Source organism: Flavobacterium seoulense, from assembly GCF_000695795.1.
Taxonomy (GTDB): domain Bacteria; phylum Bacteroidota; class Bacteroidia; order Flavobacteriales; family Flavobacteriaceae; genus Flavobacterium; species Flavobacterium seoulense.
This window is the reverse complement of sequence record NZ_JNCA01000023.1, coordinates 17464-44058: the sequence shown is the minus strand read 5'-3', so window position 1 is coordinate 44058 and position 26595 is coordinate 17464. Positions and strand designations below refer to the sequence as shown.

Sequence of the window (26595 nt, the reverse complement as noted above, 5' to 3'; positions counted from 1 at the left end):
TCTCTTTTCTTTGAAACGCTCCCAAGCAGCACCTCCTACCCAGTAAGATACGAAGCTAACAAGGAAAAACATTAACCAAAATCCCATTGTAAGGATGGTTAAGAAAAGTAAAAAGCCTAAATACTGTGAAAATTCAAACATGTTTTCCGGAATTTTTGAATGTAATGACAAATGTAGGTTTTATATTTTTTTTCAGCAATAAAATCCAAATCAATTTTCAAGAAATAACATTTATACGTATATTTATACTCATTTTAAATAAGCCTCTTTTTAAAAGCGAATTCCTTTTAAACAAAGACTTCATTCAATCCGCAATAATTTTATAAACAACTATTTTACAAACAAAATGAAATACCGAATAGAAAAAGACACTATGGGAGAAGTGCAAGTCCCAGCCGATAAATATTGGGGAGCACAAACAGAACGTTCCAGAAACAATTTCAAAATAGGAAACTCAGGTTCGATGCCTCAGGAAATTATCGAAGGTTTTGCCTATCTAAAAAAAGCAGCTGCTTACGCAAATTATGATTTAGGTGTTTTACCCATCGAAAAAAGAGATGCTATTGCCGCCGTTTGTGACGAAATTCTGGAAGGAAAATTAGACGATCAGTTTCCATTGGTTATTTGGCAAACCGGTTCCGGAACACAAAGTAATATGAACCTTAACGAAGTTATTGCTAATCGTGCGCAGGTATTAAAAGGCTTTGAAATTGGCGAAGGCGAACAATTTATCAAAGCTAATGATGATGTCAATAAATCGCAATCGTCCAACGATACTTTTCCAACTGGAATGCACATTGCAGCTTACAAAATAGTTGTAGAAACAACTATTCCAAGTGTAGAAAAATTACACGCAACCTTAGTAAAAAAAGCTGCCGAATTTAAAGACGTTGTCAAAATTGGCCGTACTCATTTAATGGATGCTACTCCTTTAACCCTTGGGCAGGAAATTTCAGGATATGCCGCACAATTAGCCTTTGGATTAAAAGCACTAAAAAACACTTTAGCTCATTTATCTGAAATTGCATTAGGCGGAACAGCAGTTGGAACCGGACTAAATACTCCAAAAGGTTATGATGTAAAAGTTGCCAAATATATTGCTCAGTTTACAAATCATCCGTTTGTAACTGCCGAAAATAAATTTGAAGCTCTGGCAGCACACGACGCAATTGTTGAAACACATGGTGCCTTAAAACAATTGGCTGTTTCTTTAAACAAAATTGCCAATGATGTTCGAATGCTCGCTTCGGGACCGCGTTCTGGAATTGGAGAAATCCTGATTCCTGAAAACGAACCAGGTTCGTCTATTATGCCAGGAAAAGTAAATCCTACGCAATGTGAAGCCTTAACAATGGTTTGTGCTCAGGTTATGGGAAATGATGTTGCGATAAGTGTAGGCGGAATGCAGGGGCATTATGAACTGAATGTTTTCAAACCTTTAATGGCTGCAAATTTCCTGCAATCAGCTAGATTATTAGGTGATGCCTGTGTTTCATTTGACGAACATTGTGCACAGGGAATCGAGCCAAATCATAAACGTATTAAAGAACTGGTTGATAATTCGTTGATGTTAGTTACTTCATTGAATACCAAAATTGGCTATTACAAAGCCGCCGAAATTGCTCAAACTGCCCATAAAAACGGAACAACTCTTAAAGATGAAGCCGTACGTTTAGGTTATGTAACTCCCGAAGATTTTGATGCCTGGGTAAAACCTGAGGATATGGTTTAGAAAAAGTTATGGGTCATGAGTTATGTGTTAAGAGGCTCTGAAATGATAAAAAACGATAGAGTGAGATTTTTAGATGTTTACCTTCTACACTCATAACTCATAACCTATTTACCTTCAACAAAATCCTGTAAATAAGAAAACCTGGGTGTCAATTTACCATTTTCGGTGATTTTTGCTCTTGCTAAAATTCCATCTTTATCACCATTAAAAAAAGCAGGAATTACATGTTCTATAAACATTTCTCCAAAACCTTCACTGGCATCCTTAGGTAATTCGCAAGGTAAATTATCAACTGCCATTACTACAATTGCTGCAGGATGAAAAAGATCTACTTCTTTATTTTCTATTGGTAAATAACCATAAAAAGGCTCATCAATAGTCGAAGAACGTAATGTACAAGCCATTGGACCATTAATATCACACGAAATATCAGCAACTATTTTTATGGCACAATCTTTATACTGAAGCATTTCTTTTGTCAGAATCTGAGGTGCTTCATTGGCATGAAAATGCGCAGTAATCACGATGTCAGATACTTTTGTAAAACGTTCAAAATTGCTTTCGTACTCTTTCGGATTTTGAAAAAAGTCAATTCTTTCTAAAACAGTATTATCTTTTCGACTATTATAATCTAAAACATCGATTTGGGTATAAACAGGCTGTGTGTATTTTTTAGTCAAATAATTATCTACTGTAACTGATTTTACTTTGACAGCATCTAAAATTTCTTTGACACCACTACCCACTTTTCCTTTTCCGGTAAACACAAATTTAATTGGCGGCAAAATGATTCTTTTTAAATGACGAATCAAATCTTCTTTTCCTGAAAGCGTTTCGGCTTTGGGTAATTTAAATAATTCAAATTTTATTCCGAAAGCCCTAATACTATTATAGGCCCCAACCATTCCGGCATAATATCCAAAACCTATTAAACGCTGATTATTTTCATTCACTATGGTTTCGTGATCATAAAAATCAATATTTTTAGCTAATAAACCTTGTAATACAGCTCTGTTATGCGGTTGTTTTTTTATTGTATGCGAAAAAAAGAAATAAGTCTTATTCGGGATTAAATTTGCCTCAGGAATTTCTTTTACACCAAATAACACATCGCAATCACTAATGTCATTTGTAACTTCAATACCTGAATTTTGATATTCAGCATCACTAAATGTACGCACTTCTGAACTTTCTACTTTTAATTCCAGTTCTGGATAAAGTGATTTTAATTTGACTAATGCATGAGGCGAAAACACCACTCTTTTATCAACTGGAGTTTTGAGCTCTTTTAGTATTCCAAATTTCATATTTTGATATTCCTTTAATTTCTAGTGCTTCAAACAGTATTTTACTACAGAGAAAAACAATAATTTAATTTATTTTTTGAGTAGATTTTCATGTCAAAATCATTAAAAGCTGAAAGCCAAAAACATAGAAAAAAAGTTCTTTATAAACTTTCAAAAAAATCTGTTAAGGTTAAAAAAAATACCGACCAAAAACATTTGATTCTATATATTTGCCAATATAGCCCTATAATAATGATTTTTATAAAAAAGACAAATATACTACAATTCCTCATGCTGATGTTAGTTTTGAGTTCTTGTAACCAAAAGAATAAAGAAGGAATCCTGGGAGAAGATGAATTACCTAAAGATACGCTACCCCACATGGAACCTTCAAAGAATCAGCTTCCAAAATTGACTGCTCAATATATTAATTCGAAGAAAAATTCGATTGAGCATTTTTATAATAAAAACTGGCCAAACAACAGTATGAATGGCAGTTTTCTGGTCGCTAAAAATGGTCAGATTATCTATGAGAAATACGAAGGAATGGCCAATTTTAGAGACGAGAGACCTATTACTGCTACTACTCCATTACATTTAGCTTCGGTTACTAAAGTGATTACTGCATCGGCAATTTTGAAATTAATAGATGCAAAAAAAATTGGTTTAGACCAAAAAGTAAATACCATAATAAAGAATTTCCCTTTTCCTGAAGTTACGGTTAAAATGCTTTTAAATCACCGTAGCGGAATGCGTAATTATGCTTATTTCACCGATAAAAAAGATGGTGTTTGGGATCGACATGATATTCTGACTAATAAAGATATTGTGAATTTAATGGCAACAAAAGACATTGGTCTGGAAGCCAGAACTAATACTCGTTTTGCTTATTGTAATACCAACTATGCTGTTTTAGCCCTTATTATCGAAAAAGCAACAGGACTTAGTTATAAAAAAGCTATGGAACGCATGATTTTTAAACCATTAGGAATGAATCACACCTATGTTTTTGATTATGAAAAAGACAAAGACTCAGCTGTTACTTCTTATAAAGGCAATAAAGTCGAAATTGGGAAAGACTATCTTGATAAAATTTACGGAGATAAAAACATCTATTCTACTCCAAGAGATTTATTAAAATTTGATATGGCTAGAAATTCACCAGATTTTTTAAGTCCAAAATTACTAAAACTGGTCTATACTCCTTTTAGTCAGGAACGTAAAGGTGAGAAAAATTACGGTTTAGGAATACGAATGATTAATTGGGAAACAGGACAAAATTTCTACTTCCATAATGGCTGGTGGCACGGAAACACCTCTTCTTTTATTACATTAACAAAAGAACATGTAACTATCATTGCCTTATCGAATAAATTTACGACTAAGACGTATCAGGTTAGAAAATTAGCACCATTATTTGGAGATTATCCATTTAAATTAGGTAAAGACGACAAAGAGGAATAATTTTTGCAGTAAGATTAGTATTCTAATTGCAATATTCAACTAGAAAATTGTACATTTGCGCACTCAATTTTTTTGAGTATTATAAAACTGGGGTCGACTGGTTTTGACAGCAAGTCGAATTGAACAGTAAGCACGTCGAGCATGGTACTTTTTGCTCGTAAATCCAAGGGTACAAACTTTTACACGGCGAAAATAACTACGCTTTAGCTGCATAATCTGAATTATAGTACGATTAGCCACGTCCCTACAAGGTAGGGAAGCTGGATTCTCCTTGAAAGCCTTGGTTTGTGGCGTTCTGTTTAGGGGAACCGTAAAAATAAACCTAGATCTCCATGAGCTTCGGGTGGATTTCAAAAATTAAGAAGATAAGTGTTGAGTGGTTGTTCCTGACCTAGCTTAACATCGAAAATCTAATCAGGAAATAAGCGTGTAGAAAGCTCTTTAGTTGCTTGTTTGGACCCGGGTTCGATTCCCGGCGACTCCACAAAGGCAGAAAATCATATAATTTTCTGCCTTTTTTTATGTTAAAACCTAATATAATCAATGCATAATAAGGGTTCGATTGATAAATTCATTTTATTATCGAAAAAAATTAATAATCAACACTTTACACACAATACACTTTTAATAAGTATTTGGGATTGTCGAACTCTTTTATAAGATGCAAAAGTATATCCAAACAGGTATCGTATAATTTTATTATTTACTATTCTATAATAGAATTGTTTAACGTCATATCAAACGTTTCAACTTCATAAAAATAGATAACTTCCTTTTCTCCTTCTCATTACCACGTTCAAAAACTCTTTTGATAATAGCTTTTTTCTGTTTCTCCCAGTCAATTGTATTTATTTTAGTATCCCAAAATAATACAGGTCTCAACTGAGGTAAATCAGTACGGAGTTTATTCATCTTTTTTTTCTTGCTCTATGTTATAATAAACCTGTAGAATCATGAAATAACCTTCTTCTAAACCAAGTGCTTCTTCTATTTTCAAAGCCGGCGAAGTATTCATTACTCTCTTACCTTTTGTAATAGAAGTTAACATTTGTACTAAACAGGAAATACTCCACAAGAGTTTAGAAATTTGAATTAGATAGATAAACTAATTATAATTCAAATTGTTAGTTAAAATATATAAAAAGTAAGCATCAAGAAAGAGAACTTTAGTTTATCATAACTAAAGATTCAAAAAGATGATGCTTACCAAAGATAAAGACTAGCAATAATAAGCTATTGAATAGTAACTTTTATTACTTTTAAATCTTTTAAATCTGAACTTTTTCCATATAAAACTTCATAGTCCCCAGATGCAACAATTACTTTTGCTTGAACCGAATCAAAGAATTCAAAAGTAGAAGGTTTTAACGAAAGTTTTACGTCTTTTGATTTTCCAGATTCAATTTCTACACGTTGAAATTCTCTCATGGTTTTAAGAGGACCATCAGTATCATTAATTTTTCTAACATAAATCTGAACTGTTTCTGAACCATTGAGTTTACCTGTATTAGATATCGGAATAGTAATATCTACTGTCTCATTATTTTTTATAGTTGTTTTATTGAGTTTAGCTTTACCAATTGTAAAATTGGTATAACTCAATCCAAATCCAAATGGGAAAAGTGGATTAGACATAAAACGATAAGTTCTGCCTTTCATAGAATAATCTTCGAAATCAGGCAATTGATTGCTATTTTTATAAAAAGTTACCGGCAAACGACCTGATGGATTATAATCTCCAAAAAGTACATTGGCAATAGCTGTCCCACCAGCCTGTCCTGGATACCAAGCCTGTACAATTGCTTCACAAGATTCAGTTTCAGGAACAAATCCCATTGCTGAACCAGAGAAATTTACAAACACTACTTTCTTTCCAGCAGCTTTTAATGCTTGAAGCATACGGCGCTGAATAGATGGTAGTTCAATATCAGTACGGTCACCGCCTTTAAACCCTGGAATTGTCACGCGCATTTCCTCTCCTTCCAATGATGGAGCGATACCACCAGCAAATATTACAATATCGGAATCTTTTACTCTGGCAATACTGGCAGCCAAATCTACAGGTATTAATGATCCAAAATCAAAATTTAGTGCTGCATCTGCATTTTTTTGAGAAAACAAAATTTCAATAATATATGATTTACCTGCCTCGGCTTTTAATGTATAAACATTAGTGGTATTGTTTGCAAAAACATTTTTTACTACATTTTCTCCATCAATAGTTAAAGATGTTCTTCCATTCGTTTGAAATTGGAATGCTACATCTCCTGATTTAGTTGGTTTGAAAATTGTTTTATAACGAGCTGAAAAATTCTGAATATTAACTCCTGCAGCAAAAGCTGTAGCTCCCATAGTAGTTAAATGAAACGGACTTGAAAGGACATCTGTTAAAACAGGATTTCCTTCAGCGGTTGTGTTATTCCAGTATTGAGCAACAAAACCTTTTTTACCATCAATACTACATTCTGAAAAAAGACTGCTAATGGCAACGTCGTTGGTACGATCACATCCCCATTCATAAATTAATTGGGATTCTGGTAATACTTTACGAACTGCCTCTAGCAAAGTAACTGTATGAGCAGGAAACCCATTGTAATTTCCCCATTGCATTACAGAGTCTTTTGCATTAGGTCCCATAACTGCCACTTTGAGCTTTCTATTCAATGGTAGGATATTATTCTTATTTTGTAATAATACAATACTTTCTTCTGCCATACGTAGTGCTAATGCCTGATGCTCTTTACTATTAACTACTGAATAAGGAATTTCCCAAACAGGTTTTTCATTCATTTCTCCCAATTCAAAACGGGCTTTTAACAATCGTAATAACGAAACATCAATACGTTTTTCATCTACTAATCCATTCTTAACAGCATCTGGCAGATTACGAAAATCACTACCACACTCCAAATCAGTTCCATTTAAAACTGCATTGGCAGCTGCATGGGTAGCATCAGGTTGAGTTGCATGTGCATTTGTATGATAAAAATCAGAAATAGCCCAACAGTCTGACACTACCAATCCGTCAAAGCCCCAGTCATCACGAAGAATTTGGGTTAATAAACGATTACTTCCACAGCAAGGCTCCCCCTCAAAACTATTGTAGGCACACATTACTTCCTTTACATTAGCTTTTTGTACTAAATCTTTAAAAGCGGGTAAATAAGTTTCCCATAAGTCACGAGGTTTAATATTTTCGGCATTAAACGAATGTCTGTTCCATTCAGGACCTGAATGAACAGCATAATGTTTAGCGCAGGCATGTAATTTGTCATATTCACTACCTTCAGGTCCCTGCAAAGCTTTAACCACTGCCACTCCCATTCGACTGGTTAAAAAAGGATCTTCTCCATAGGTTTCCTGCCCTCGACCCCAACGAGGATCACGAAATATATTTACATTTGGAGTCCAATAAGTCAATCCCTGATAACGTTTTAATCCTCCTTGTTCACTAAATTTATTTGATTTTGCTCTTGCTTCATCTGCGATAGCTGTAAATGAATTAAATAACAAGGTTTCATTGAATGAGGCCGCCATACCAATAGCTTGTGGAAAGACAGTTGCTAATCCTGAACGACCTACACCGTGAAGGGCTTCATTCCACCATTCGTATGCCTTAATGCCTAATCGTGGAATAGCTGGTGAATTATTTTGCATTAATGCTGCTTTTTCCTCAAGTGTAAGACGGGATAATAAATCCTTTGCTCTATCATTAGCATTCAATTTAGTATTTTGATAAGGATATTGTTGAGCCAACAAAGTCATTGAGAATAGAAAACTGAGAAGATAAAAGAATATTTTTTTCATAAATCTATATTTTATTAATTAAGTGGTCTGTTAATAGAATAATACCTTAGTTCATGGTATTAAGTATTTTTAACATTCTTAAATTTAAAAATGATTATTGATGGCTTTATTTGTTTGTAGTAAATGGTGAAGCTGGTAAACCTTCTTTATTTTTTAAATTGGCAAAAGCTGGATTGTCATCCCAGGCATATCGAATGACAGTTGGATTAGTTACTTTTTTGTTCCAGACCTTAACTTTATTGTCTGAAATTACTACGGCATTTGCCCATTCAAATTTACCATCTGAGCCTGCAATTTGAAATCCATCTAACAAATTGTTAGTAAATAGTCCACTACCTACAGACTTAAAATTAATTACAACACTATTGTCTATAATTTCCATTGTATCAAACAAAGGACCTGAACTAATTATAGATTTATCATTATAAGCTACTCGTGCAGCTTCCAGGGCTAATCTTCGTGCTACCTCCTTTTTATTTAAAGGATGAATATCATTCCATTCTCCAAGATCAGTGGTAACCGCCATACCAGTGTTTGCTACTTCTAAAGTACGTCTTTGTGCTTCACGTATATTTGCTATCCCGCTTTCGCCTGGCTGTTTATTTGGTACACCTAAATTAGCCAACTGAGCAAAAACAAACGGCATATTAGGTAAATTAAATTTAGTTCGCCAACTACTTATCAAATTTTTAAATAGATCCTGATATTCTTTTGTTGGCATTCCTGTATTTGATTCTCCCTGATACCATATTATTCCTTTTATTTGATAGCCAATTATCGGACTTGTAAGGCTATTGTACAATCCAGACGGACGCGTTCCTACACCTCCTCCAGAAGTTTGTGCAGCTTGCGGTTTAAGATTAGCACCAATGTGGTATTTCCATTGTCCTGTTAAATCTATTTTTTGAGAACCTAAACGAAGTTCATAGGTTTTATCTTCAACAAATCCGCCTTTTCCATTGGGTAAAATTACTCTTACCATTAGTTTATTTATACCTGGTTTTAAAATTCCTTCTGGCAATTTATAATTCCGGGGAGGATATTGGTACGAAATTGTTCCAACAAATTTTCCATTTACAAAAGTAGAATCGCTCTCAATAATACGTCCCATTCTAAGTACAGCATCTTTTTGATTTACCAGCGAGTCCGGAACATAAAATTCTTTATAAAACCACATCGACCCCATGCGCATATTGACTCCTTTGTCTGACCAATACCCGGGAAGAGCAATCTCAGACCAATCAGAAGTATTCACATCATTTTTTGACCAACGCCCTAAACCTGGATCATTTTTCGCCAATTCGGCATTAAAATTAAATCTAACCGGATTAGCTGTTGAAGGTCTAAGTGCACGAATAGAATCAGACTTCGCCTTTGATTTATTCCATTTATCCATATAGGAATTCATAAAATCTTCACTCACCCAAGATTCTATAGCAGTTCCTCCAATAGCATTATTAATAAGTCCAATAGGCACCTTATGCTTTTGATACAGCTGATCACCATAAAAAAATGATAATGAAGAAAAATTCATAATATTTTCCTGTGTAGCAGGAAGCCATGTTCCTTCTTTAAAATCAGTTTGAGGCGTTTGTGATTCAGTACGTATTGATGGTTTAAAATAACGAATATTAGTATTATTGACTTGCTTTATTTCGTTTTCGTATAAATCAAGTACTCTATTTACCATCAATTCCATATTAGACTGTCCAGAACATAACCAAACATCTCCTATCAAAATATCTTTGATCTCAATCTCATTAACTTTCATTGTGTAAGGACCACCAGCAGCTATTGAAGGTAAACTTACTTTCCAGTTTCCTTGTTTATCTGTTTTTGTTTGGTATTTTTTGCCCAAAAACTCAACTTGTACTTTTTCACCAGCTTCTGCCCATCCCCAAATTTTCAGTGGAGCATCACGTTGAAGTACCATTCCGTTACTTATTAAACGAGGTAATCTAACTTTTGCAACAACATCGTTTGCCCCAATTATAGTAATTAGAATTATTATTACTTTTTTAAATAATTTCATTTGTCTGTGTATTTTACTTTACAATTGGACTTTCAGGAGCTCCGAGATAACTTGGTTTTAAACCACCTGTATTAATTAATATTTTTTGCAATACAAGTCCTGCTTCTTTTACTGAAAAACGTAATGTATGTTTTCCAATAGTCTCTATTTTATGCTTAGTTACTGATTTTATAATATGTTCGGATTGCCAACGTCCTAATTCTCCTTTGTAATGACCATTTAAATTGATAAGTTGTGGTGTCGTTTTATCAAAACCAATGGTATATCGAAGTCCTTTGTTAGAATTAAAATTTAATGTTGGTGAAAACAACAACTGAACTTCAAACTCACCAGTGGTTGCAAAATCTACATCATATTCTACATAAATATCCTCATTCTCTTTAGGATATGCATTTTGAGGAAAAGTCGTTATAGCTGATTTAGTTTTTCCTAAAAAAGGAATAATCTCCCAATTAATTCTGGAAGAATTACTGGTTCTGCTAAAATTTTCTGCTTCAATAGACACATAACCATCTTTTTCAACAAATGTTTTTTGTATCAAAGTATTTTGATTTTCAGCAGCTACACGAAGTACTTCTGGCATTTTCGCTCTGCGGGGTTCTTGCCAGGAAGTATATCCAATGTGTACTTGATCCATCATGTGTTTCCACTTTCCATCTGCAATAATATTATTATACGAATAAGCTAAATCAACATCTCTTTTAAAGCATTCTTCTACTTTATCTGCCCAATAATTAGCCTGAATATCATTTGCTTTAGCACAAACTTTATTTTTTGCTACTGCATAATACATTTCATAAAGGTTACTACAAGCATTTACGGGATATAAAACTAACTGATCAAAAGCATCTTTGTAATCTGCAGGGATTTTATAATACAATCGAAGTGCGTCTAAGGCCAGATTACGATAATCTGCTGTTACTTTTTCAAATTCATTGTAGTTATCTAAACTATAGGTTTTATCGTCTAGCATTTCAGGTGTTACCCTTCTGTTATATTTTGCATACAAATTAATAATTCGTGCAGCCTCTTTTGCATATTGTTCTCCAAATTGCTGAGTACACCAATTTTCTGTATGAGATAATAAATTTTGAGTGTTAAATTTAGAGGGATCCCATGCCATATCTAAAAAGAAACTAATTGGATATTCCATTGGTTTTAAATCTCCTACATTTACTACCCAAAGTTCCTGTACACCATGAGTATAACTCAAATTCATTTGTTCCCAAACACGTTGAATTGGACTAATATTAATCCATTTTGAATTACGAGGACCGCCTACATAATCAAAATGATAATACATCCCGTATCCTCCTTTACGAGATTTTGCATTAACTTCTGGAAGCTTACGAACATTGCCCCAATTATCATCACAAAACAATAAGGTTACATCATCTGGAACTTTCATACCATGGTCATAATATTCCTGTACTTCTTTATACAATGCCCACACCTGAGGCGTTTTCTCTGCTTTTTCACCTGTGACATTTTCTATTATTTTACGCTGATCCTTTACAATCTGCTCCAGCAAACCGATATTCGTACCTTCGCCCATAGCTTCATCCCCATCTCCACGCATTCCTACAGTAACTATTTTGTCCCAGTTTTTACTTCTCTCAATACCAAATTTCCATGATTGCTGTAAAATATCTTTATTTTTAGTGTAATCCCAAACCTTTGATAATTTATTACGTGAAGTGTATCTATGCCAATCTTGTTGTGCCATTGCCATAGGTTCATGATGAGAAGTTCCCATTACAATCCCCATTTCATTTGCCAAGATACCATTGGCAGGATCGTCATCATAAAATGCACTTCCCCACATAGCCGGCCAAAGATAATTTCCTTTTAAACGAAGTAATAATTCAAAAACTTTTTCATAGAATTTACTGTTAAACCCTCCAAATTTCTCTTTAGACCATCCACTAAGAGCTGGGGCTTCATCATTAAGAAAAATACCTCTGTATTTTACTTTTGGACTTTCGATTACATAACGGCCATTTTTAACGAATAATGATTCTTGTTTTGCAACAGGTACATCTGCCCAGTAATACCATGGAGATATTCCGATATTTTTTGATATATCATAAATACCATAAATGGTTCCTCGCTTATCACTTCCAGCAATAACAAGTGCTTTTTCCACTCCTGGAAATGGAGATTCAATAGTTTGTATTACAAAAGATTCCCATTTACCAGAAACATTTTTCACATCTAATTTTTTACTTTTAACTAATTGGTCAATAATAGGACTTTTTCCAATTGTTCCTACAATAATTACTTCTTTAGCATCTGGTTTATTAGTGTATTTAATATCAGGTTCACGACCAGTAACTTTTCCTATATCAGATTTTAGATTTTTAAGTGCCGAAATTACTCCTGTATGATCTTCTGAACTAACAAACAAAGTAGTTGAACCTTTAGCAGCTGAAGACAATGTAAATTGGTTTTCTGCAATTTTTGTACTTATGTAAGTAGGTTCTCCAATGGCAAATCCATTAAGAGACATCAACAACATAAACACATTAAAAATTTTAAACAACTTTCTATTTTTCATATTAACAATATTTGGTTTAATTATTTTAGAAATTTTAAACCAGACTATTATTAATCGAATGATTTTCATCATTTAAATTATTCTAATTTATTTATTAAAATAATTTAAAAGAAAGAATACTCACTTTTAGATTTTAATCCTAAATCGGATTTAAATTAAAAGATAAATCGAAAAGTAATACAAGTGGTTGGTTTAATAGCATTAAATTATATGTAACAATTTATTCTTTTTTACAAAAAGATATATTATTCAATAATTTATAAAAGCAAATATATTAAAAAACATGATATACGCAATCGGTTGTTTTACTTTTTAGCAAAATTTATATAAACAAAAAGACAGTCTAAAAATATTTTTAAGACTGTCCTTTTGTTATAACTATTCTATAATTCATTTCTATGTTTAGAATATTTTTAAAATCTATTTTGAAACAAACTGCACGTAATAAGTTTTTACAACACCATTATAATCAAATTTCACAATAGCTTTACCTGCCAAGGTAGCTGCTTGTTCAACGGTAACTTTTACTTTAGGATTATTAGTAGAAGCTGATACTACTGGAACTTTTGTTGCGTCAGATTGAACACTATAAGTAGTTTCATAAATATCATAACCAACAATACCATTAGCTTCTGTAGATCTTACTGGAGTTGGAGGAACTGATATTGATTTTCCATCTACAATAATATTTACAACAGGTGGAACTGGACGAGATATTTTCTTGTTTTTTGAACTAAAACCAAGTCCCATAAAATCAAAGAGCGATTCCTGATCATTTCCTTCTGCAACCAGAAATATAGCATGTTTTTTATCTAATTCATCTACAAACTTTGAAACATCTACACTAAACTGTATCGTTTCTTGTTTTGAATTTTCAGGAACTGTAATTTCTCCTATTTTCTTTCCTTTCCAGGTATCATTATCCCAAGGTCCATCTAACCAGATATTGACTTTAAATGATTTAGTGCTCTTAGGAGTAAGAAATACTTCAAGCTTAGTGTTATTTCCTTTTTTAGTACCTTCAAAAGCTTTTAATCCATTTTGCCCTTTTTTAAGTCCTCCAAAACCGAAATATTTATATCCAATTATATTAGCATTTTTAACGTTTGTAATGGGCATGTGATTATCCCATATATCCCACGAATCTTGTTGACTGCTGTTATTAGAAAGATAACTGGCGTATCCTGATGAATAATATTTATATGGATCAAGCCCATAAAAGTGAAAACCTTCAGATGTAACTTCAGCTCCTTTGTATTCACGACCTTGTTTATCTTTTACTGACAATAGTTTATCCGGAGTGTAAGGATCAAAAGCACTAATATGAACAGTTCCTCCTTCTGAGACAGGTTTTTCATCCCATTTTACTGTAACAGGAGCCACCATCGCCTGACGTGCAAAACCAAAACCTCTAGGAGGCCTGTGATAAAAAGCATACCACTGCCCGTTTATTTGTTCAATACTACCATGAGTATTATGTCCAGCATTAGAAGTTATTATTGCTGTACCATCTTGATTAAGTACAGGAGCACGGGAATCAACTAAAACACCTCCCGTTTTCCATGGACCTAAAGGAGAATCACCGACAACATAACGTAAAGTTGAATTAGAACTGCCAATTCCATATTCTGGTCCTGAATAGCCACTATAAATAGACACATACTTATTCCCTACTTTTCGAATAGAAGATGCTTCGAAAAAATTGAATGAACCTAAATCTTCTCCCGGATAGACTTGGGTAAATTCTGTACCTTCAGGAGCTCTGGGAACTCCATATCTCGAACTGGCAGGTAAAAAGTTTTCAATTAATTTGGTACCTGGTCTAAGCGAATACATGGTATTTTGATCTAATTGTGCAGCTGATGATTTTTGAAATCCCCAGTAACCATAAGCTCTAAAACCAATTTCAAAATCTGGATCTTTTGGATCAGTAATATATTCAATATAAACAGCTGGATCAAATCCCAGAATACTTCCAGGTACAGTACGCTTTCCATCAACAGTTAAATTTACTGGTGTAAAAGGCCCAGTGGGTCTGGTTCCCTTAGCAACCATTGCTTCTCTATTTTGCCCACGACTGTGAGGATACAAATAATATTCCTTTTTACCGTCTTTTCTTTTAATTTCGACAATATCAGGAGCATACATAACATCCCATTTTCCATCTACTTCATAAGTAAAAGCAGGTCCTTCATCACGCCAGCTGGACAAATCTTCCACTGGAGCTGACCATATTCTTATATCTGTACCACAATAACTTGAGAAACGCGCATCATGTGAGCCAATAATATAGGCTCGATATTTTCCAGCATGATCAGGATCTTCAAAAACTCTGGGTTCACCATCAGGCAAATGCTCCCACAATGGTAAATAAGGATTTCCTATTGATTGATGCACAAATGCTTTATCTGAATTTTTATTTGAAGTTGCACTATTTTGACCACTCACTGCAGTAATACTCAATACCAGTAGTCCTAAGGTTACTAAAATTCTATTTTGTTTTTTCATTTCTACTTTTTATACTTTTGAAATACTATTTTATTTTAAAACTTTAATTTTTATATTTTTGAAAAACACTTCATTTCCATGATCCTGCAATAAAATATTTCCCTCTACAGCATTTCCAAAATTTGGCCAGTCTTTGTATTTACTGTAAGCTACTAAAGCATTCCACATTTGGTTATTTCGAGTATATTCTACCAGTTTTATTCCATTCAGCCAATGCTCTACTTTTTCATTTTGAACAACAATGGTAGCGGTGTTAAAACTATCTTTATCAAACTTAAAATTCTTATCTCTTTTAGAAGTTATTAAATCATATAATGAACCTAGAGTACGGTTTCCTTTTACTCCATTTTTTGCATCAGGATGATTTTCATCGTCTAGTATCTGAAACTCACAGCCTATTGCTGATCCTGCTCCTTTATTTAAATCAGAGTCTACAAAATATTTTATTCCGCTATTAGCACCTTTAGTGATTTTAAAATCTACTTTTAAAATAAAGTTTTTGTATTTCTTAACTGTAACAATATCTCCTCCATTAGAAGATTCCCCTCCATCAGTACTGTGTACTTTTAAAGTACCATTTACAATACTCCAACCTTTAGCAGGAAATGTTTCCATTCTCGCCCCTCTCCATCCATTGGTTGTTTTTCCATCCCATAATAGTTCCCAACCTTCATTAATTTCATTTTTTGTTAAGGTATTTGAATTATTACTTTGAGCTTGTAAAACAAATGTGCTCAATAAAACTACAGCTGATAATATTATTTTTTTCATGGTTTAAATCCCTTTTTGATTATTAAATTTTATAGAATTCCTCCCAGCCTTTACGTGGTGGAACATCTGTCAATAAAGCATTAGCAAACTGATTGTTTGTAATCGTTTTTGAATCCCGATCAAACTTAATAGGAGTATTTAATCTCTGAGCAATCACTCCCAAAGAGAAGACCTGACTTAATGGACCAAAAATTTCGAACGGTGATCTTGTTTTTTCTTTTCCTAAACAGGATAAAAGAAAATTAGCAAAGTGATTCGAAGTACTTACAGGAACTTTTGGTAATTTTAATTCCACTGCTTTGGCTTTTTCACTTGGTATAATACTTAAAGTACTTCCATGCGAACCGCCTTTAAAAATGAGATCATCACTGTAAATAATTTTTCCGGGATTTAATTTTGCTTCCTGTAACTTTGCTCCCGCAACTGTTGGAATATTTGCATTCAGTTCTGAAGTACCGTATCCAGATGGTAAAGGTGGCATGTTATTTACACCATCATACCAAGTAATATTCATAGGAGGCATAGCACCTCTTTTAGGAAATTTAAATTGGATTGTAGAGGACATAGGAAAGAAATAATCATTGTGTCCTTCTAATTTAATTGGATTTACTTCATAAGGTAACCCAAGATCAAGAAATTCATGAGCTGTATCTAAAATATGAGCTCCCCAATCTCCTAATGCTCCCATTCCAAAATCATACCAACAGCGCCAATTACCCTGATGGTATTTATCACTATAATCATGGTAGGGTTTAGCCATCAACCATGTATTCCAATCCATTCCTTGCGGAATGGGTTGTCCTTCTGGAAGCTTATATATGTTTGGATCCCAACCATGCCACCGTCGAGGAGAATTCATGTGAGCTACTACTTCTCTTATATTTTTAATAATTCCAGCCTCTTTCCATGCTTTAAACTGAAAATAGTTAGCTTCAGAATGCCCTTGATTACCAACTTGAGTTACCAAATTAGGATGCTTTCTGGCTGCCTTCATCATCAATTCTATTTCATAAAACGTACAAGCCATTGGCTTTTCAACATAAATATGCTTTCCTAAAGATAATGCCATCATGCAAATAGGGAAATGAGAATGATCTGGTGTTCCTACTGAAACAGCTTCAATATCATTTCCTGATTTATTAAACATTTCCCGAAAGTCTTTGAATTGTTTTGCTTTTGGGAACATTGCCATAATTTCTTGTGTATGCTTTGCTCCCATATCTACATCACAAAGAGCTACAATTTCACATAAACCAGTTGCAAATAAATCCTTTGCAATCTGACCTCCACGATTACCAATACCTATTAAAGCTAATTTTACCCGTTCTTTCTCTAAAGGCGTATTAGATTGTGCAAATAATAACGGAGATATTGAAACAGCAGCTGATGCTAACATAGTTTGTTTTAAAAATGTACGTCTTGAATTTTCTCTTTTACTCATATTAAAATTATTTTAATTGTGTTGAATAATCTCATTGTGTGTTACTAATAGCAAAATCAAATACTGCTTACAATAATTCAAATAAACTCTACATATTTGAAGGTATAAGTAATTATTTCTTTTATCGGAGATATAATATCTTGTATTAAACTAAATGTGAATTATTAGTATTCAACTGTTTGTTTAGTCCAGCTTGCTTCTTTTATAAAAAATCTTCCATCTTTATAATATACTGGCTCAATTCCCATTTGCGGCGTTTTTTCCCATTCTTCAAAAGTTTGACTATACGGATAAGGTCTTTTTTCATCCATAAAATAATGACAAGAACTCCATAACTGATTGTCCGGTCCTATAAATAAAGCATTATGCCCAGTCTCTTGGTAAGGATCAGCAGTATCTGAAAATTTTAAATGAGAATAACCTCCACCTTGAGCAAGTTCAGGACGATAGTGTTTTTTTCGAGTGCCAAAAATAGGTTCTTGTGAAACTAATTCCCATGGTCCTAAGGGTGATTTTGATTTTAACAAGCCTACTTCATAACCGCGTGTCCAGCTAGAAAAGAACATGAAATAAGTTCCTTCTCTTTTTATTACAAATGGTCCTTCAATACCTCCTATCATCCATTCCGGATATCCAGGCTGTTTTTTATCTAAAAATTTTTCAATAGGAGTAGTTAACTTACCTGATTTTAAATCAATTTTAGCCTGAAATAATCCATTTCCACTACAATAAAAATAAGTTTGCCCATCTTCATCTTCAAATAAAGTTGCATCATTGTTGTATTGAGGCGTTAATGGTCCGTTGACTAATTTATATGGACCTGTAACTTTATCTGATGAGAACAACCAAGCACTATGCGTATTCATTCCTTTAGGATCTTCGGCGGTTACTTTTCCACTGTTAACAGTTAACCAATATTTATTTTGTATAAAATGAATCTCAGGAGCCCAAAAACGTCCATTATAAGGACAATCGGCTGGTAATTTGCTGGAATCTATTATAAACGAATGTTGCTTCCAATTAATAAGATCATCAGACACTAACATTCGTACTCCTGGATTATGTCCTGTCCAAACAGGATTAGATGTACCTACTGCATACCATTTATTTTCAGCTTTTATAATAAAATGATCACGCATTGAAATTGCTGTATCCCTTGTGACAGGATTGGTATAAATAAAAACTTTTTTAACCTTTTGAGGATTTAAAGCTATTTGTGTTTCTTTTGTCTTTTGAGCAGTAGATACGGTTACAACTAGCAATAAAATCCAACTAAAACTTATTTTATTAATCATTTTTTATTGCTTTTTATATTGACTTTCAGGCATTTTTAAATGAGTTTCTTCAAAACCTCCAAAATCTACTATTACTTTGTAGATAACAATCCCTGGATCCAACGGTTTTATTTTTAATGTGTATGATCCATCATTTGTATTTTTTGGTAATTCCAAGGTTACAGTAGTTTCAATCATACGCGCTGCTCCCGCTGGATACATTTTCGAATAATTATTTTGCCAGGTCAATTGATCATTAATGTTCCATGATTCTTCTTTAGCACCGTTGAAAGATGCTGATACACTCTGTCCTCCTTTTTTAAATGGTAAAGTACAATCAAAGAATACTCTAAGTTTTACATTTTCAGCTGTTTTTGATTCAAAATTCATTTTGTATTCAATTTCAGTACCATTTACTGATTCATTGTATGGCATCAAGGCAATACCAGATAGTGTTCTTCCTAAATCAGGAATAACTGTCCAATTAGTCTTTTGGTTATTCTTAACAGCAAAATAATGCTCTCCTTCCATCACAACTATACGATTTTTTTCGTCAAAAACATAACCTCCTTTTTTAGCTTCATCTGGGGTAATTCTTGTAACTTTAGGTTTTACATTTCCTCCTCTTGGTTCATCCCAAGATTTATAACCAATATGTGTTTGATCCATCAAGTGGTTCCATTTTCCTCCACTAATATTTTGATTGTAATCTTTAGAAAAATCAGCATCTCTTTGGAAACAAACATCCACTTGATCAGCCCAATAATTGGCTTTTATATCCTTTTCGGCAGCTAGTTTTTTATTCATAGCTAAAGCATAGTACATATCATATAAATTAGCCATGGCCCTTACTGGATGTAAGATCAACTGTTTATAAGTATCTTTATATTCTTGAGAAAGCCCCATATATTGTCTTAAAGCTCTGGTTTCTAAAGCTAAATAAGCATCTTTAACCTGAAGAAACTCGCCGCTTTCAAGATTATAAGTTTTATCATCCAGCATTTCTGCAGTGATAAGGCTATTAAATTTACAATACATACTTAAAATCTCGGCAGCTTCGGTAGCTTCGGCAGCAGTAAATTGCTCTTCACAAAATTTTCTGGCATATTCCTGTAAATTATTTTCATTAAAAGAAGTTGGATTCCACGCCATTGTTAAGAAGAAATCCAAAGGATACTCATTTGGTTTTAAATCTCCCACATTTAATATCCAAATTTTATCTACTCCATAGCTATAAGTTAGCTGCAATTGTTCCCACATGTGCGGAATTTGGGTCATATTCAACCATTGGTAAGCTCGAGGAGCACCGTGTAAATCAACATGATAATAAATACCATAACCTCCCGGATGTTTTTTAGCACCAAGCTCAGGCAACCTTCTTACATTACCCCAGTTATCATCACAAAGTAAAATAGTCATATCATCCGGAACTTTCATTCCTTGATCAAAATATTCTAAAACCTCACTATACAATGCCCAAATTTGAGGTGTTTGGTTAATCGGTTTTTTAGTTACTTTTTTTATAATTTCACGTTGGTCATTCATAATTCTTTCCAACTCCTTAAAGTTAGCTTCAGCACTACCTAAATCCTGCATAGGCAAATCTCCATCACCACGCATACCCATTGTTACGATATTTTCGTAGTTTTTATTTCTTTCTAAACCATCTTCCCAAAATTTCTTTAAACCGGCTTCATTCGTTTTATAATTCCATTCTCCATTTCCGTAGTTTTTACGGTGCTTACCCCATTCTTTTTGGGCACGCATCATAGGCTCATGATGAGATGTTCCCATTACAATTCCATATTCATCTGCAATACGTGGGCTTTCCGGATCATCCTCATTAAAAGCATTTCCCCACATAGCCGGCCATAAATAATTAGCACGCAAACGCAACAATAACTCAAACATATGTGAATAAACTTTGCTATTTGCCCCTCCAAATTTTTCTTTTGCCCAGCCAGAAAAACAAGGCGCTTCGTCATTAATAAATATACCTCTGTATTTAACCTTTGGTTCACCTGAAGCATATCTTCCTGGTAATACATAAGCAACTGCACGTTTTTTTGCAGGTACATCAGCCCACCAATACCATGGAGAAACTCCTAATTGTCTGGATAATTCATAAATACCATAAATAGTACCTCGCTTATCACTACCAGCAATTACTAAAAGTTTAGGTCCTGATTTTTTAGGATTATCAATTGTTGTAATAACAAAACTTTCCCATTTACCTTTTAAGTCTTTAGTATTCAGTTTTCCTGATGATGCTAACTGATCGATCTGTTTATTTTTACCCAATGTCCCTACTAAAATTTCATATCCTCCTTGGCTAGGATTAGTAGTAAGTAATTCTGGCTTTATTCCAGTAACACTGCTAATATCGTTTTGCAAATCTTTTACAGCACGAATAACTCCTATAAAATCAGAAGCATCGTATCGAATAGGTGCTGCTACTTTTTCTTTACTTACCACGGGAAATCCAGAATTAATCCCTTCTGTTTTTTCTGAAATAATGTTTGTCATTAAACCCGTTGTTTGTTGTGCTGAAGCAACATTAAAACAGCTAATTAATAATAAAACAACAACTAAATTTAACTTCACTAAATCTTTCTTCATATCCAAAATATCTTAATAGATTAAAAAATGTATAATTTTTATTTAAAACTTATCCAATCAAATTCTACTTCTTTATTGCTTTCAGTCATTGTCACGGATAAGTCTTGAATTCCTGTCTGAAATTTTTTAAGAGGTACTTCTATATTCTGCCATTCAGTATTGACAGGGATTTTGACCTCTGCAATTACAACTCCATCCTTACTTTGGGTACGTATTTGTATCGTTCCTCCACTTCTAGATGATACTTTTACCACAATTGATTTTAAAGGTTTCTTACCGAAATCAACAGTGTTATATCGTATCCAGGCACTTGAATCATTTAAAATTGTTTTCCAACCTTTAAAACTATTAAGTGGATCTAAAAAAGCGATAGATGCTCCTTTATCACTTATCTTACTGTATCGATCTATCTGAATTTCTTTTGTAGCATTAGTAACACCAATACCTCTTAAAGTTGGAATTACTTTTTGAATAGTCCCATCAGCATTAAAAGAAAGACTATCAGCCCTAATTGATCTTGCTTTATCAAAGGTTGGTGAATAATCATTGTGATGATAAAACAAATACCATTGATTTTTAAATTCTATAATAGAATGGTGATTTGTCCAACAGCCTGTAGGAGATTCGTCCATAATTACTCCCATTACTTTAAATGGCCCTAATGGATTATCACTAATCGCATATTCTAGGCGTTCGATTTTGTTTTCGACATGTGGATAGGTTAAATAATAAATACCTTTGCGCTCAAAAACATACGGACCTTCTTTCAGCCCTTTGGAGGGTAAATCGGCTAAAGTTTTTACTTCGGAATCTAATTCAAGCATATTCTCTTTTAACTTTGCTCCAAAAATATCACGAGCAGACCAATACAAATAAGCTTGTCCATCTTTATCTATAAATACATTAGGATCAATTCCTTTAACTCCTTTAATTGGTTTTACTTCAGGTATAAAATTTCCTGACGGCTTATCAGATACTGCAACACCAATTGAAAATCCTTTTCCATCAACAACAGTATCCTTTGGTGTAGATGGAAAATAAAAATAATATTTTCCATTTCGTTCTATACAGTCTGGTGCCCACATACTATAACTTTCTGGGCGAACCCACGGCACTTTATTTTGATGTATTATCATACCGTGATCTGTCCAATCAATAAGATTATCAGAAGAAAAAACGTGATAATCTTCCATACAAAACCAGTCTTTTTTACCTTTTTCTTCGGTTGCTAATATATCATGTGAAGGGTAAACATAAACTCTATCACCAAATACTCTCGCAGATGGATCTGCAGAGAATTGATTCCTTACAATAGGATTTTGCGCTATAGTGATATAATGACATAAAATCAAAATTGATAATGAAAGCTTACAGATGTTTAGTTTTTTCATTTATTATTATTTTCAATTCAAGTTTATTTACTTTTTCACCAATAACCCAAATCATCTAGTTTTTAATGATTTTATTTATAATCTACCTTAAACCAATCAACATCAACATAGCCTCCCTTTTGTTTTGTGGCATAATTGAAAATGGCATATTTAGTCCCCATAAAAAGTTTTCTGTAATCAAAAATCATTTTGAATTCAGTTCCTATTGCAACCCAATTTTTATTGTCTAAACTATAATAAAACGTTGCCAAATCTTTGTTCAAATTAAAATCACCATCGATACGGAGATAAACCAGATTTTTAGATAATTCAACCCGCGCTTTTTCTTCAGCCTGAACTCCAAGTATAGCTTTTGATTTATTATCCAGATCAACAATATTAGTTGACATTGTCAGGTATTTTTTGTTGCCTTCTGCAACTACAGATAAAAGTGCTGAATGACCATTAAATACACTAAAACCAGCAACATCTCCCTCTTTCATTTTAGAAATATCCATAGCAATTACACCCTGACATTTTGGTCCTTCCATACGTTGCGTAATAGTATTGGGTGCTTCATATAAATTCTTAACAATTCTGTCTGTTTTCAATCGAAGAAAACCTTTTCTATCTGTTAGTGACCAAGCTTTATCAATAGGATTATGATTCCATTGCCAATTAATTTTTAATTGTTTTCCAGAAAAATCATCACTTTCTACAATACGCTTTTCTGAATCAAATGGCTTAAGTGGAACTTCAGCAGTCAATGGCACTTTACCATTTTTATCACCTAACATAGGCCAGCCATCTTCCCAACGAACTGGCATCAATAATGGAACACGTCCTACTGCTCCTCTGTCCTGAAAAATTAAAGCATGCCAATTGCCATTTATATCATCAATAATACATCCTTGTCCTGCATAAGGAAAGCCTGCAAAATTATCTTCAAGAATTACTTTTTTCTCATAAGGACCGGTAATATTATCAGCTCTGTAACAAACCTGTCTGCGTGGTTTTCCTCTTGGCCAGGAAATCATTAACAAATAATATTTTCCTTTATGTTTTATTACCTGATTTCCTTCTAAAAGACCTGTTTCTTCTTCGTCTTTTTGAAAAATATTTTGATCAATACCTCCTTTTTTCACATCAGATAAATCTTCATTTAACTCCGTTATCTTTGTACCTGAAAATACAAAAACACGATTATCATCATCAAAAAATAATGAGGCATCATGGAAATGTTTTGTTCTGGTAACCAATTTCCAATTTCCAGTTTTAGGATCGTCAGTCACATAGATGTAAGACTTAAAAGGCTCGTCATTAGGTGAAAAAAGAACGTAATATTTTCCTTTATGATAACGAATAGATGCCGCCCATTGTCCTCTTCCGTAAACGGTACCATCTAATAAATCATATTTAGAATTATCGGTAAGTTTATCAAATACATAACTTGATATACCCCAATGAACCAAATCTTTAGAGGTCATAACTGGTGCACCTGGCATCAAATGCATAGTAGTACTAATAAGATAATAATCACTTCCCGATCTTGTAATTGACATATCGGGTACATCTGCCCACATAACTGGATTAGTATAAGATGTACGGTTTTTAGTAGCTTTCTGTGCAATACAACAACTACAATACATAAAAGCAAAAAATAATAAAATTGAATTTTTATTCATGGTTTTGATTATATTAATTTTCAAAAGAATTGTAATAGCACCAAATAACTTTAATGCCTATTCGGACTAGACAGGATAAATTAATTAGAAAAGCATATAAGACCCCTAAATCAAATGATTTAGAGGTCAATTACAGTAAGTACTTGATAAAGCTAATTTACTAGCTAATTATTTATACTTATTCTGGTTGGGCATCATTACTGCCAGTAGCATACAATCCTAATAAACAGCCTGTAAATCCTCCAGCAACATCTGTTGATAAAATATCTCCGGAAACTGTTCCACCTACATTATTAAAATCAGTTCCATTGGTAGAATAACTAAATGTATAATCATCACCATTGGCTTTCATTTGTAATTGTAGGGGTTTCTTTAAATCAATTTTTGTACTTGCTATGATTGTAGAAGCTGTTTTCTCATCTCTTCTAGCTTTGTGATTTTTTTGTAATACTACATAATAGTCATTTGCTTTTTTTGTAATTCCAAAAACATAATTAGCACCTTCATTTTGCAAGGCTACAACACCTGCCAGTTCTTTATCTGATTTTGGTTTGAAATCAACAGTAGTAGTAAATGAGAAACTATTATGTTGTTGACGATAAAATAAAGTTGATGTAGGTTTTAAATCTTTTATATTAGTATCAAACGGATTAATTTGCAATCCTTTTTTGGTAACTGTAATAAATTTTTCACGTGGTCCTCTAAGACCAATCCAACGGTTATCTAATTTTTCTGAAGTAAAATTATCCTGAAAAGTAAAATTACCATTTGGGAAGAATCCGTCTTTTCCTGTTTTATTTTCAGTAACGCCTTTTGGCATTTTTAATTTTGGTTCTAGCGGAATTAACCCATTTTCGAATACTGGAAATTCACCAGACCAGTCTACAGGTAAAATAAAAGTTTCACGACCTGTATTTACTCTGTTTTTTTCGTTAGGTCTGACAGCCAAGAAAACACCATAATACTTGTCTCCAGGTCCTTTAACTAAATCAGCATGACCAGCCCAGTCCACTTTATTTTTTCTGTCTCTTCCAAAATATCTTTGCGTCAAAATTGGATTGCTTGGTGCTGGAATAAATGGCCCTTTAGGACTATCACTTTTAAAAATCACCTCACTATGATTTCCTCCTGTTCCACCTTCAGCACACATTAAAAAATATTTACCATCTTTTTTGTAAAGATGTGGAGCTTCAATCCAAATTGGTTTTTTCGATAAGTCCACTCCTCCATCAACAATAATTTTATCAGACCCAGAAATTACTTTATCATTTTGAACATCGTATTCCCATATTTTTATAACTCTATGTCCATTATAAAGCTCTTTTCCTTTATCGGGAGCGTCATTATGAACGATATAACCTTTACCATTATCGTCAAAAAATATAGAAGGATCAATACCACCAAAACCTAATTTAATTGGGCTTCCCCATCCTTTTTTAGGATCTTTTGTTTTTACAATGATATTCCCCATGTTTCCCGTAAAGGCAGTTACTATCATATAGAATGTGTCATTATGAGGATTATAGGTTATCCCTGGAGCGTACACACCTGCACTAATACCTGTATCATGAGGATTAAATTCCTCAACATTATTTAAAACTCCTCCTAAGTCTGTCCAGTTGACCAAATCTTTAGAATGAAAAATAGGCACACCTGGAAACATTGCAAATGAAGAACATACCATATAATAGTCATCTCCTTTTCTGGTAATAGCCGGATCAGGATAACATCCTTGTAAAATAGGAGTATAAAACTCATCTGATTTTAGGGGATTATCTTTGTAAACCTGATCATTTCCCTGATAAGTAAAATTAGAAAACAATGGAGAATTACTTTTTTGCTTATTTTGACTGTTAGCTTCAGTAAAAGAGAACAAAACTATATTTAAAAATAATAGTAGTACTTGCGTTTTTTTCATTAGGTTAATTTTTTAATTATTTATTGATTGGTGATTTATTTAATTCTGTTTTGAGATTATTTAATTTTCTCTTGTTAAATAGCATAGCCTAAATTAAGCTTTTTTAAAACAACCGATTGTTTTTTTTGCAA

General features: G+C 33.3%; 15 protein-coding genes and 1 other RNA gene. 3 read left to right on the top strand and 13 right to left on the bottom strand.

All coding sequences use genetic code 11. The features are described from left to right. The first annotated feature begins 346 nt into the window (after positions 1 to 346). Positions 347 to 1732 carry a class II fumarate hydratase gene (fumC, locus tag FEM21_RS12370; RefSeq protein WP_035660730.1) on the top strand — a complete coding sequence of 462 codons (1386 nt, stop codon included), beginning with the start codon at positions 347 to 349 and terminating at the stop codon, positions 1730 to 1732. 104 nt (positions 1733 to 1836) lie between these two features. Here the strand turns inward: fumC and FEM21_RS12365 are convergent, their stop codons facing one another. Further along, positions 1837 to 3039 carry an NAD(P)-dependent oxidoreductase gene (locus tag FEM21_RS12365; protein WP_035660729.1) on the bottom strand — a complete coding sequence of 401 codons (1203 nt, stop codon included), beginning with the start codon at positions 3037 to 3039 and terminating at the stop codon, positions 1837 to 1839. A gap of 276 nt (positions 3040 to 3315) precedes the next feature. Here FEM21_RS12365 and FEM21_RS12360 point away from each other — a divergent pair, with 276 nt between their 5' ends. Both FEM21_RS12360 and ssrA read left to right on the top strand, forming a co-directional pair. Next, entirely contained in the window at positions 3316 to 4482 is a 1167-nt protein-coding gene (locus FEM21_RS12360; protein ID WP_394332872.1) for a serine hydrolase domain-containing protein, read from the top strand. An 89-nt stretch (positions 4483 to 4571) separates the two neighbouring features. After that, positions 4572 to 4969: a transfer-messenger RNA gene (gene ssrA, locus FEM21_RS16450) on the top strand. A 245-nt stretch (positions 4970 to 5214) separates the two neighbouring features. Here the strand turns inward: ssrA and FEM21_RS16305 are convergent. The 12 genes from FEM21_RS16305 to FEM21_RS12300 form a co-directional block, all read right to left on the bottom strand. Beyond that, positions 5215 to 5394: a DUF6922 domain-containing protein gene (locus FEM21_RS16305; protein ID WP_051627588.1), complete on the bottom strand. Its 180-nt coding sequence runs from the start codon at positions 5392 to 5394 to the stop codon at positions 5215 to 5217. A gap of 321 nt (positions 5395 to 5715) precedes the next feature. Next, positions 5716 to 8289, bottom strand: a complete 2574-nt coding sequence (gene xyl3A / locus FEM21_RS12350; RefSeq protein ID WP_035660728.1) for a xylan 1,4-beta-xylosidase — start codon at positions 8287 to 8289, stop codon at positions 5716 to 5718. A 106-nt stretch (positions 8290 to 8395) separates the two neighbouring features. Continuing rightward, positions 8396 to 10321, bottom strand: coding sequence for a sialate O-acetylesterase (locus FEM21_RS12345; protein WP_035660727.1), 1926 nt, complete (start codon positions 10319 to 10321; stop codon positions 8396 to 8398). 13 nt (positions 10322 to 10334) lie between these two features. Next, positions 10335 to 12878: a glycosyl hydrolase 115 family protein gene (locus FEM21_RS12340; RefSeq protein ID WP_035660768.1), complete on the bottom strand. Its 2544-nt coding sequence runs from the start codon at positions 12876 to 12878 to the stop codon at positions 10335 to 10337. 420 nt (positions 12879 to 13298) lie between these two features. Then, positions 13299 to 15386, bottom strand: coding sequence for a glycoside hydrolase family protein (locus tag FEM21_RS12335; RefSeq protein ID WP_035660726.1), 2088 nt, complete (start codon positions 15384 to 15386; stop codon positions 13299 to 13301). Positions 15387 to 15416: 30 nt separating this feature from the next. Next, positions 15417 to 16157 (bottom strand): 3-keto-disaccharide hydrolase, encoded by a 741-nt coding sequence (locus tag FEM21_RS12330; protein WP_035660725.1) that lies wholly within the window; start codon positions 16155 to 16157, stop codon positions 15417 to 15419. A 22-nt stretch (positions 16158 to 16179) separates the two neighbouring features. After that, on the bottom strand, positions 16180 to 17598 hold the full coding sequence (locus FEM21_RS12325) for a Gfo/Idh/MocA family oxidoreductase (RefSeq protein WP_035660723.1): 1419 nt from the start codon (positions 17596 to 17598) through the stop codon (positions 16180 to 16182). A 164-nt stretch (positions 17599 to 17762) separates the two neighbouring features. Continuing rightward, positions 17763 to 18893 (bottom strand): glycoside hydrolase family 43 protein, encoded by a 1131-nt coding sequence (locus FEM21_RS12320; RefSeq protein WP_035660721.1) that lies wholly within the window; start codon positions 18891 to 18893, stop codon positions 17763 to 17765. A gap of 3 nt (positions 18894 to 18896) precedes the next feature. Continuing rightward, positions 18897 to 21491 (bottom strand): glycosyl hydrolase 115 family protein, encoded by a 2595-nt coding sequence (locus FEM21_RS12315; protein WP_035660720.1) that lies wholly within the window; start codon positions 21489 to 21491, stop codon positions 18897 to 18899. A gap of 38 nt (positions 21492 to 21529) precedes the next feature. Further along, a complete protein-coding gene (locus FEM21_RS12310; protein ID WP_035660719.1) occupies positions 21530 to 22882 on the bottom strand; it encodes a family 43 glycosylhydrolase in 1353 nt (450 codons plus the stop codon). A 71-nt stretch (positions 22883 to 22953) separates the two neighbouring features. Then, on the bottom strand, positions 22954 to 24546 hold the full coding sequence (locus FEM21_RS12305; RefSeq protein WP_035660717.1) for a glycoside hydrolase family 43 protein: 1593 nt from the start codon (positions 24544 to 24546) through the stop codon (positions 22954 to 22956). A 178-nt stretch (positions 24547 to 24724) separates the two neighbouring features. Then, the gene (locus FEM21_RS12300; RefSeq protein ID WP_035660716.1) at positions 24725 to 26464 is read right to left on the bottom strand and encodes a glycoside hydrolase family 43 protein; all 1740 of its coding nucleotides are present in this window, start codon (positions 26462 to 26464) and stop codon (positions 24725 to 24727) included. Between the last annotated feature and the right edge of the window lie 131 nt (positions 26465 to 26595).